Source organism: Rheinheimera sp. (assembly GCF_020217005.1).
In the GTDB taxonomy this organism is placed as follows: domain Bacteria; phylum Pseudomonadota; class Gammaproteobacteria; order Enterobacterales; family Alteromonadaceae; genus Pararheinheimera.
Window position 1 is genome coordinate 1 of sequence record NZ_JAIWOI010000102.1, and the last position, 10,000, is coordinate 10,000.

Below are 10,000 nucleotides of genomic sequence, written 5' to 3' on the forward strand. Positions count from 1 at the left end.
ACTGGCATTAAAGGCTCGCCTGCAACAAGTAACCAGTTTTCGCTCTGATGTTGAACCAAGCCGTAGTCAGCAGCAGTTAATTCTAATCCTAACGAAACTACAGGGCTCTGAGGAAAAGTTAACGCATCGGCTTTATTGTAAATTGCCAGTTCTGTGCCCTGATAAACCCGTTGTTTGGATGCAGCATAAGCAGCCATAGTGCCGTATCTGTCCATATGATCTTCAGTCACATTGAGGATACAGGCGGCTTTGCTCCGAAGAGAATGAGTGGTATCCAACTGGAAGCTCGACAGCTCCAGTACAAACACATCAGCATCGCTTTGCAATGCATCCAGGATAGGTAAACCAATATTGCCTGCTGCTATAGCTTTTATGCCACTGCATTGCAGCATATGAGCCGTTAAACTGGTGACAGTCGACTTGCCGTTGGCGCCAGTGATTGCAAGCACAGGCTTCTGGTTTTGCAGTGCAAACAGCTCGACATCACCAATCAGATGCGCACCTTGTGCTAAAGCAAAACGTATCGCCGGATGTTTAGGATCTAAGCCAGGGCTGACCACCAACACATCCATATGAGCTAAACGGTTCGCATCCAGTTCACCTAAATAAATACCGTCTACTTTGTCAGCTGGAATTTGTTCCAGCCCTGACACTTTTAAGCGGGTATCCATCAGCACTGGTTTGACGCCTTGTTTCAGCAAAAAGCGCACTGTGGCCAGACCTGAAAGGCCTAGTCCTATCACAGCAACACGTTTTCCCTGGAACAACTTAGCGTTCATCTTTTATCTCAGTTTTAAAGTGGCTAAACCAATCAACACAAAAATGACGGACAGAATCCAGAACCGCACTATAACGCGGGGTTCAGGCCAGCCTTTTAATTCGTAGTGGTGGTGAATAGGCGCCATACGGAAAATCCGTTGGCCGCGTAATTTGTAAGAACCCACCTGCAAAATCACAGACACAGTTTCCATCACAAACACACCGCCCATAATAAAGAGCACAATTTCCTGGCGGACTAAAATAGCAATCACACCCAGCACAGCGCCTAAAGCTAAAGAGCCTACATCGCCCATAAAAACCTGAGCCGGATAAGTATTAAACCAAAGGAAACCCAGACCAGCGCCGACTAAAGCCGCACACACCACCACAAGTTCACTGGCGTGAGGCAGATAAGGGATGTTCAGGTAAGTGGCAAAATTCACGTTACCGCTGGCATAAGCAATAATGGCAAAAGCGAAAGCCACCATGATGGTTGGCACTATGGCTAAACCGTCTAACCCGTCTGTTAAGTTCACTGCGTTGCTGGTACCTACAATGACGAAGTAACACAAGGCAATAAAGATAAAGCCCAGCTGTGGCAGCACATCTTTAATAAAAGGCACCACTAAACTGGTTTCTGCCGGACGTTCTGCTGAGGCATACAAGAAAAACGCAATAGCGACCGCAAACAAGGATTGCCAGAAGTATTTCCATTTGGCGATTAAGCCTTTTGGATCTTTACGAACTACTTTGCGGTAGTCGTCAATAAAACCAATCCAGCCAAAGCTCACCAGGGTAAAAATCACGACCCAGACGTATTTATTACCAAGATCAGCCCACAACAGAATACTGGCTAGCACTGAACCTAAAATCAGCAAACCACCCATAGTCGGCGTGCCTTTTTTCGAAAAATGGCTTTGTGGGCCATCGTCGCGCACTGTTTGGCCTATTTGCAGTTGTTGTAATTTGGCGATCAGCTTAGGGCCAAAATACAGACTCAACATTAAAGCCGTTAAAATGCCCAGAATAGACCTGAAGGTCAGGTAACTGAATACGTTAAAGGCGTTGATATATTGAGTTAAATACTCGGCTAACCACACTAACATGAGCTGATCTCCTGCTGACATCTTTCTAGCAAGTCCTGCACCACCAATTCCATTTTGGCGCTGCGCGAACCTTTGACCAGCACAGTCGCGTCGGACTGTTCATCAAGGATCGGGCTTAACTTTTGGATCAGTTGCTGACGGGAACTAAAATGGGCCCCTTGGCCGTTAAATAAATCACTGGCGCTTTGTGATAACACACCCAGGGTGAATAACAGATTAATCCCCTTTTGTTTGGCGTATAAACCTACTTCTTCATGGTACAAACGGGCATCCGCGCCCAGTTCACCCATATCACCAAAAACTAACACTCTAAAGCCGGGGTAAGTTGCCAGTAGATCGATAGCGGCCTTGGTGGACTCAGAGTTTGCGTTGTAGGTATCGTCTATCAGACGTAATTTGTCGCTAGCTTGCGTGACGTTAATCCGGCCTTTCACAGGTTTCATCGCGGCTAAACCTAACTGCACATCGGTCAGGCTGGCACCTAAAGTCAAAGTGGCTGCAGCGGCGGCCAAAGCGTTGGCTACGTTATGTTTGCCTGGCAATACCAACTGAACAAAAATCCGGCCTTGTGGGCAGACTAAATCAAAACTGGCACAGCCCTGTTCATTCAGCACTATATGTTCAGCGCTGAAATCAGCGGCCTGAGTGCTGCTGAAGGTCAGCACCTTTTTATCCTGCAGACGCTTTAACCAATAATCAGAAAACTCGCTGTCCAGCGGCACTATAGCGACACCGTCCGCGCCTAAAGAGCCATAAATTTCGCCTTTAGCACGGGCTACACCAAACAAGTCGCCAAAACCTTCCAAATGGGCCGCGGCCACATTGGTGATAATGGAGACTTCAGGTTTGACCAACGAAGAGGTATAGGCAATTTCGCCTAAATGATTGGCGCCGAGCTCCATCACCGCATATTGATGCTGCTCAGTTAAACGTAACAGGGTTAAAGGCGCACCTATATCGTTATTAAAATTGCCGGCTGTGGCAAGCACATTGCCGATACGGTCTAAAATAGCGGCCATCATTTCTTTGACTGTGGTTTTACCCACGCTGCCAGTCACAGCCACAGACTTAGGATTGACCTTTTGTTTGACTGCGGCACCTAAAGCGCCCAAGGCCAGACGGGTATCAGCCACAATAATTTGTGGCACTGCCAGATCCAGCAGCTGTTCGACAATCAAAGCAGCCGCTCCTTTGCTGATCACATCGGCGGCAAACTGGTGGCCATCAAAATTTGGCCCTTTTAAGGCAATAAACAAATCGCCCTGATTGATATTGCGGCTGTCTGTGCTGACGCTCTGAATCTGAATATCAGCGCCAACCAGTTGTCCCTGCACTAACTGTGCTATTTCTTTTGTTTGTAAAGGGATCATAAAGCAGTCTCCGTCACCAGTTGTCGGACAAAGGCACGTTCATCGTAGGGTAAAATGTCATGACCAATGATTTGGTAATCTTCGTGGCCTTTGCCAGCGATCAAGACCAGATCACCAGCTTTGGCCTGATCTAAGGCTGTGCGTATCGCCGTTTTACGGTCTGTGATCAGTTGATACTGCGGCTCTGTGCAACCTGAGGCTATATCCAGACAAATCGCCATCACATCTTCAGTACGTGGATTGTCTGCCGTAATAATTAATTGGTCTGCCAACCGCTCGGCAATAGCTCCCATTAAAGGTCGTTTGCCTTTATCCCGGTCGCCACCACAACCAAACACCAGCCACAACTGGCCCTGGCAGTGGTTACGCACAGCCCGTAAGGTTTGCTCCAGCGCATCAGGCGTATGGGCATAATCCACCACAGCCATTACCTTGCGATGAGCCTGGTAAAACTGTTCGATACGACCTGGCACACTACGCAATTGCTGCACAGCCTGAACTAAAACCTCAAAGCTGTAGCCTAACTGCAGCATGGCGCCAAAGGCGGCCAATACGTTTTGAATATTAAACTCACCCAGAACCCTGAGTTGCAGTTGTTGCTGGCCCAGGTGGCTGGTTAAGCGGAACTGATAACCTTGCGGGGTAATATCCAGTTGGTCATAAGCAAGAAACTCGCTGTAGCCAGCACAGTCCTTTAATTGTCCATAAACCAGCACAGGCAGAGTGCAGTCTGCAGCTAACTGACGACCAAAATCGTCTGAGATATTAATCACAGCGGTTTTGGCTAAATCTGCTTTAAACAACAAAGCTTTGGCTTCGCCGTACGCTTGCATAGTGCCGTGATAGTCCAGATGGTCGCGGGTTAAATTAGTAAACACTGCCACTTCAAACTGCAGGCCAGCCACACGCTGTTGTACCAAGGCATGAGAAGAGACTTCCATTGCCACCAGCGCATCGCCTTTCACAGCTTCAGTGCTCTGGATGCTGTGCAGAATACGGTGAATATCGACCAGATGAGGTGTAGTGTTATTTAAAGGCGTCAGGCTACGGTAATCGCCATAACCCAAAGTACCAATTACAGCGCCTTGTTGCTGTAACAGCACAGCCAACTGATTGATAAAAATAGCAGTGCTGGATTTACCGTTGGTGCCGGTAATACCAACAAGTCGTTGCGCTTGGTGGGGGTAAAATGCAACAGTTAAAGCACTGAGCAATTCAACCAGCTGAGGGACAACGACAACACGTTCATCAGCAACAGCTGGCGCAGTATTGGTCAGCACCAGCACAGCACCAGCAGTTAAGGCTTTTTCAACGAACTGGTTGCCATGGGTTTTAGTACCAGGCAAAGCCAGGAATACATCACCCTGCCGCACTTCGGCACTATTGATGCGCAAATGCTGCAACGGCAAAGCCGCCACTGCAGCGCTCAGCTGGATTTTAAACGGAGTCAGCCACTGCTGTAGTGAGTTAGCCGGCATTAGGCACCCCACTGACTTTGGTAATTCGGCCGTCATTGGCATCAGGCGCGACATTCAATAGCTGTAAGGCTGCACCTGTCACAGCAGAAAATACCGGAGCAGCCACTTCACCACCGTAATAGTAATCACCGCTGGGTTCATTGATAATGACCACGACAGCGATACGTGGGTTTGAAATAGGCGCTATACCAGCAAAAGACCCAATGTAGTCTGAACTATAGCCCCCTATACCAGCTTTTTTAGCGGTGCCTGTTTTGCCACCAACACGATAACCAGGCACTGCAGCTCGTTTTGCGCTGCCGCCAGGCCCTACCACAGCTTCCAGCATGCTGGCCATATTGTCAGCATGTTCTTCACTGACCACACGTTCGCCCAATGGCTTTTTATCGCTTTTAAAAATAGACAAAGGATAAGACACACCACCATTAGCAATGGTGGCATAAATACGGGCCAGTTGTACGGCATTAACGGTAAAGCTATAACCAAAAGAAATAGTAGCTAACGCAAATTCACCCCAACGACGTTGCTCACGTAATACACCAGGAGTTTCGCCTGTCAGGCCCAAACCTGTTTCAGAGCCGACTCCCATTTTGTAGTACATATCCAGAAATTTCTCGGTAGGCAGACCTAAAGCTAAACGGGTTACGCCTATGTTACTGGATTTGCGCATAATGCCTGTCAGGTCTAAATCACCATAACCATTGATATCCCGCACTAAACGACCGCCAATACGAACAGGACCGTAACCTGTTGAAATGACAGTATCCATAGTGGCTGTGCCATTTTCTAAAGCGGCTAACACTGTTAATGGTTTTATAGTAGAACCTGGTTCGAAGGTATCGGTGATGGCGCGGTTTCGGTACCTGTTACTGTCAGTATTTTTTCTGTTGTTTGGGTTATACGAAGGTGCATTGGCCATAGCCAGTACTTCGCCATTATGCACATCCACCACTACCACAGAACCTGAGGTAGCACCAAACTGCATCACAGCCTTTTTCAGTTCACGATAAGCCACAGCCTGAATACGCTGGTCGATACTCAGTTGAATATTATTGGAGGCCTTGCCATCGGTTTGTGAAAGCACTTCAATTTCGCGGCCTTTGGCATCTTTACGTATAGTTTTCAGAGCTGGCTTACCGGTCAACACGTCGTTAAACTGACGTTCAATACCTTCCATGCCCTGATCGTCGACATTGGTGAAACCTAGCAAGTGCGCAGTCACTTCACCGGCCGGATAATAACGACGTGACTCTTGCTGGAAAGCTATGCCTGGAATTTTTAACTGTTTAATGTAATCCACGGTAGCAGGGCTAGCCTGACGCTGCAGATAAACAAAACGTTTGGAATCGTCACCACCAATTTTATCAGACAACTGCTGTGGACTGATTTGCAGCATATCCGCCAAGGCATGCCAGCGGCGCTCGTCAATTTTGTGTCTGTTACGAAGTACAAGTTGCGGGTCAGCCCATATTGACTGCACAGGAACGCTGACCGCCAATTCTTCGCCGTTACGGTCTAAAATCATGCCACGCATCGCAGCGTCAGATTTCACCCGCAAGGTGCGCATATCACCCTGTTCCAGCAACATTTCCGGCTCTAACACCTGCAAATAGGCTGCACGGATAATCAGACCGCTGAACACGCCAAATAAAGAGATTATTACAAAAGCAAAACGCCAACTGATGACAGTCGGCTGTTGATTCTTTTTCGCCTGCTTTTTAGGTGCTGCTGGTTTTTTTATCATGGTTCCTGCACCACCACATCTTGTGGGCCGCTGGGCCTGACCATATTCAGTTTGGTCACGGCCAGCTCTTCTACCCTACTGTGTTCAGACAAGGCCCTTTGTTCCAACAATAAGTTGCGCCACTCCATTTCCAGTCTGTCACGATATTGCAATATTTTGTCTTCATGGATCGTTAGTTGGCGGTTCATATGAGTGAACTCCACCACAGCCAAAGCTGAACCTAAACAGCACAACATCAGCACCAGCAAAAACTTGTGTTGCCAGATGTCACTGATGATCAGACGGTTAAGTTTAATGGCACTCATGCGGTTTTCTCCGCTATGCGTAATACAGCGCTGCGTGCTCTGACGTTATTTTCCAGTTCGGCTTCTGACGGCATAATGGCCTTACCGATCAGTTTTAACGGGGTGTACAGATTCAGTTGTTCCTGGGTCAGGGGTAAACCTTTAGGAATAGCCGCGCCTTTGCTTTTTAAGCGCATAAACTGTTTCACCATGCGGTCTTCCAGCGAATGAAAACTGATCACAGTTAAACGACCACCAGGTTTTAATACATGCACAGCTGCGTCCAACGCAGTTTTGATCTGGTCCAGTTCGCTGTTGATATATATACGGATACCCTGAAAGCTACGAGTCGCAGGATGTTTTTTCTCTTTATGGCTTTTTGGTACCACAGTGCTGATTAAGCTAGCCAGTTGAGCCGTGCGGGTCAGTGGTTGCTCACTGCGGCTATCGACTATGGCATTGGCGATACGCCAGGCTGATTTTTCTTCGCCGTATTCACGCAAAACAAAAGTAATGTCTTCGACATCAGCTTTGGCCAGCCAGTCGGCAGCAGAAATACCTGATGTTGGGTCCATCCGCATATCCAAAGGACCATCACGCATAAAGCTAAAACCACGTTCAGCATCATCCAACTGCGGTGAAGATACACCTAGATCCAGCAAAATGCCGTCTACTTTACCTGTAATGCCTTTATCTTCAGCAATTTGGGCTAAGGCTGCAAAAGGGCTGTGCGTAATAGAAAAACGTGGGTCGGCCAATAAAGGCTGAGCTGCGGCAATAGCGGCAGGGTCACGGTCAATGCCGTATAAACGGCCTTGCGGACCTAATTTAGATAAGATCACTCTGCTGTGACCACCGCGGCCAAAGGTACCGTCGAGATAAATCCCGTCGGGTTTTATGGCTAGTCCGTCTATGGTCTCAGCCAGTAGTACGGAGATATGGGCGCTTTGATCCATCAGAGTACAAAATCCTGCAGCCGTTCTGAGATCTCTGCGTCGACGGACATATCACGTTCAATTGCCATATCTTCAGCAACACGCTTATTCCAGGTGTCTTCGTCCCAGATCTCAAATTTATTAAGTTGTCCGACTAAACGGATGTTTTTTGTCAGACTGGCATGGTTTCTTAGTGGCGCAGGTAATAGAATGCGGCCGCTTTTATCCATGTCACAATCCGACGCGTGGCCTATCAATAAACGTTTAAAGCGCAATTCTTGTGGGTTTTGATTGGATAAACGCTGCAGCTGTTCTGCAACTTCTTCCCATTCAGGCAGTGGATACAGTAATAAGCAGGGATCTTTAGTGTGGATGGTGCAGACCATGGCGCCTTCTGCATCAGCAAATAAGGTATCACGGTAACGCGTTGGCAGCGCTAACCGACCCTTATCATCCAATGTTAAAGAAAACGAACCACGGAACATGTTAATCCCACTTTATTCTTGTTTGATCCTGATATTTGATCCACAAATACCCACAATTTCCCACTGATGTACAGTTTAGGGCCGCAGAAGAAAGCTTGTCAAGGTGAAAACCCCTTTGTTTGATCAGGATAGATCCAGTAAAAACAAGGCTTAGCGCGAAGATCCTGATTTCTGTGGGAAAAAGTGGAAGAAAAAAACCATAAAATAGTTTTAAATTTTTTATTTGGTTACGCATAACCAAGCTATTCAGACTAATGGCTCAAGCTGTGCGACTAAGCTGCTGTAACCAAACTAATGACAGCAGGTTTTTAATGCACAACATTAAAATAACCGTATGATTTTTATTAATAAAAATTGTCAGATTGAAATTGAATTATGACAACTACAATGACAAACGATAATAACTGCAAGCTAGGGCAGTAGTAGAGATAAGAGCAAAAAAGCAGGCAAAAAACAGTTAAATTAGAATAAAAACCCAATTAAATTGCGGCAAAAAAAGTAAGCAAGCACTCACAACCACCAAGAAAAAGCCCTGCTTCTCAAAAGGTAATCAGGGCAAAAAACAGGAAGCTCAGCGACGCACTGCGGATGCAGGTCGGGCTAACTGAAATATATCAGTAGCAACCCTGCTATAACCTGAACCACCAATACGGCTGATTAAATCCATTTTATGGGGATCAGGCATACCATTGGCGTCCAGTACAGTGGGATTGATATAAATCGCTAGCACTTCTGCAAAAATGACTTCACAGCTTGGGTTTTCCGGTGGATAAGGCTGTAATCTGGATAACCTGCATTCCAGAGCGACCGGAGCCAATGCCACTCTTGGCACTTTAATCTGGCTGGAGGCCGCCTGTTCCAAACGGGCTAAGTCAAATTCACTTTCATTGGCAGGCACAGCGGCTGCACTGATATTCATTTCATTCGCCAACGCATGCGGCACCAGATTGACGACAAAGTCACGGGTAGCTTCAATGTTTATGCTGGTATCTTTACGACTGCCATCCGCTTTATGCTGAGTAGAAATCATCAAGGTTGGCGGCTGGTCGGTGATCATCTGAAAAAAACTAAAAGGTGCCAGATTCACAACACCATCTATAGATAAACTCGAGACCCAGGCGATAGGCCGAGGGGTAATGGTACTGGTGAGCAGCTTATAAGCGGCCGAAGGGTCCAGCTGTTGCAGATCAATCCACATTAAAAGTGACTCCAAAAAGATAAAACCAAGCCCAGGATACCGGCTCCTGCAATCACCCGCATCAATCCCTGCTTCGCCACAAACAAGGCAAGAGATGCTGCCAGAGTAATAAAACCAGCCTGCCAGTCGATGGCGGTGGAAAAACCTGAAGGCCAAAGCACATGATAGGCAAAAAACAGCGCTAAATTTACTATCACGCCAACCACTGCAGCGCTGATCGCAGTCAATGGTCCAGTGAGTTGCACTTTGCCTTGACTGGATTCTACCAGTGGACCACCTGCAAGGATAAAAATAAAAGAAGGTAAAAAGGTAAACCAACTGACTAAAAGTGCGGCTGTAATACCGGCCAGCAACATCAAGTCAGGCCCAAAGCTGGCCTCAACATAAGCCCCAACAAAAGCGACAAAAACGACCACCATAATCAGCGGGCCCGGCGTCGTTTCGCCTAAAGCCAGGCCATCCATCATTTGGCCTGGCGTTAACCAACCAAATTTGTCGACAGCCCCCTGGTAAACATAAGGCAACACCGCATAAGCACCACCAAAAGTTAATAATGCAGCCTTGGTAAAAAACCAGCTCATTTGGGTTAGTTGATGTTGCCAGCCCAAACTGAAGGTAAGCAGCAGCATAGGCAAAGCCCA

Annotated in this window: 10 protein-coding genes; all 10 read right to left on the reverse strand. The window is 47.3% G+C overall.

The features are described 5' to 3' along the window. The coding region (gene murD / locus LDL40_RS04945; protein ID WP_300994049.1) for a UDP-N-acetylmuramoyl-L-alanine--D-glutamate ligase at positions 1-779 on the reverse strand (779 nt) is incomplete at its 3' end. 3 nt (positions 780-782) lie between these two features. Beyond that, a complete protein-coding gene (gene mraY, locus LDL40_RS04950) occupies positions 783-1,865 on the reverse strand; it encodes a phospho-N-acetylmuramoyl-pentapeptide-transferase (RefSeq protein WP_300994051.1) in 1,083 nt (360 codons plus the stop codon). Next, the gene (gene murF, locus LDL40_RS04955; protein ID WP_300994053.1) at positions 1,859-3,235 is read right to left on the reverse strand and encodes a UDP-N-acetylmuramoyl-tripeptide--D-alanyl-D-alanine ligase; all 1,377 of its coding nucleotides are present in this window, start codon (positions 3,233-3,235) and stop codon (positions 1,859-1,861) included. The genes mraY and murF overlap by 7 nt, the downstream gene beginning before the upstream one ends. Continuing rightward, entirely contained in the window at positions 3,232-4,713 is a 1,482-nt protein-coding gene (locus LDL40_RS04960) for a UDP-N-acetylmuramoyl-L-alanyl-D-glutamate--2,6-diaminopimelate ligase (RefSeq protein WP_300994054.1), read from the reverse strand. Before LDL40_RS04960 ends, murF begins: the two co-directional genes overlap by 4 nt. Beyond that, complete coding sequence (locus LDL40_RS04965) at positions 4,703-6,457, reverse strand: penicillin-binding transpeptidase domain-containing protein (protein WP_300994055.1); 1,755 nt, start codon at positions 6,455-6,457, stop codon at positions 4,703-4,705. Before LDL40_RS04965 ends, LDL40_RS04960 begins: the two co-directional genes overlap by 11 nt. Next, positions 6,454-6,762, reverse strand: coding sequence for a cell division protein FtsL (ftsL, locus tag LDL40_RS04970; protein WP_300994056.1), 309 nt, complete (start codon positions 6,760-6,762; stop codon positions 6,454-6,456). The genes LDL40_RS04965 and ftsL overlap by 4 nt, the downstream gene beginning before the upstream one ends. After that, positions 6,759-7,697: a 16S rRNA (cytosine(1402)-N(4))-methyltransferase RsmH gene (gene rsmH, locus LDL40_RS04975; RefSeq protein ID WP_300994057.1), complete on the reverse strand. Its 939-nt coding sequence runs from the start codon at positions 7,695-7,697 to the stop codon at positions 6,759-6,761. The genes ftsL and rsmH overlap by 4 nt, the downstream gene beginning before the upstream one ends. Next, positions 7,697-8,161: a division/cell wall cluster transcriptional repressor MraZ gene (gene mraZ / locus LDL40_RS04980; protein ID WP_300994058.1), complete on the reverse strand. Its 465-nt coding sequence runs from the start codon at positions 8,159-8,161 to the stop codon at positions 7,697-7,699. Before mraZ ends, rsmH begins: the two co-directional genes overlap by 1 nt. A gap of 571 nt (positions 8,162-8,732) precedes the next feature. Beyond that, positions 8,733-9,359: a flavin reductase family protein gene (locus LDL40_RS04985; protein WP_300994060.1), complete on the reverse strand. Its 627-nt coding sequence runs from the start codon at positions 9,357-9,359 to the stop codon at positions 8,733-8,735. Further along, positions 9,359-10,000, reverse strand: a 642-nt coding sequence (locus LDL40_RS04990; RefSeq protein WP_300994062.1) for a chromate transporter, incomplete at its 5' end; no start/stop codon positions are given. The genes LDL40_RS04985 and LDL40_RS04990, both read right to left, overlap by 1 nt.

Coding starts and splice junctions, on each gene's coding strand:
- mraY (WP_300994051.1), bottom strand. CDS start 1,865: ATGTTAGTGTGGTTAGCCGAGTATTTAACTCAATATATCAACGCCTTT.
- murF (WP_300994053.1), bottom strand. CDS start 3,235: ATGATCCCTTTACAAACAAAAGAAATAGCACAGTTAGTGCAGGGACAA.
- LDL40_RS04960 (WP_300994054.1), bottom strand. CDS start 4,713: ATGCCGGCTAACTCACTACAGCAGTGGCTGACTCCGTTTAAAATCCAG.
- LDL40_RS04965 (WP_300994055.1), bottom strand. CDS start 6,457: ATGATAAAAAAACCAGCAGCACCTAAAAAGCAGGCGAAAAAGAATCAA.
- ftsL (WP_300994056.1), bottom strand. CDS start 6,762: ATGAGTGCCATTAAACTTAACCGTCTGATCATCAGTGACATCTGGCAA.
- rsmH (WP_300994057.1), bottom strand. CDS start 7,697: ATGGATCAAAGCGCCCATATCTCCGTACTACTGGCTGAGACCATAGAC.
- mraZ (WP_300994058.1), bottom strand. CDS start 8,161: ATGTTCCGTGGTTCGTTTTCTTTAACATTGGATGATAAGGGTCGGTTA.
- LDL40_RS04985 (WP_300994060.1), bottom strand. CDS start 9,359: ATGTGGATTGATCTGCAACAGCTGGACCCTTCGGCCGCTTATAAGCTG.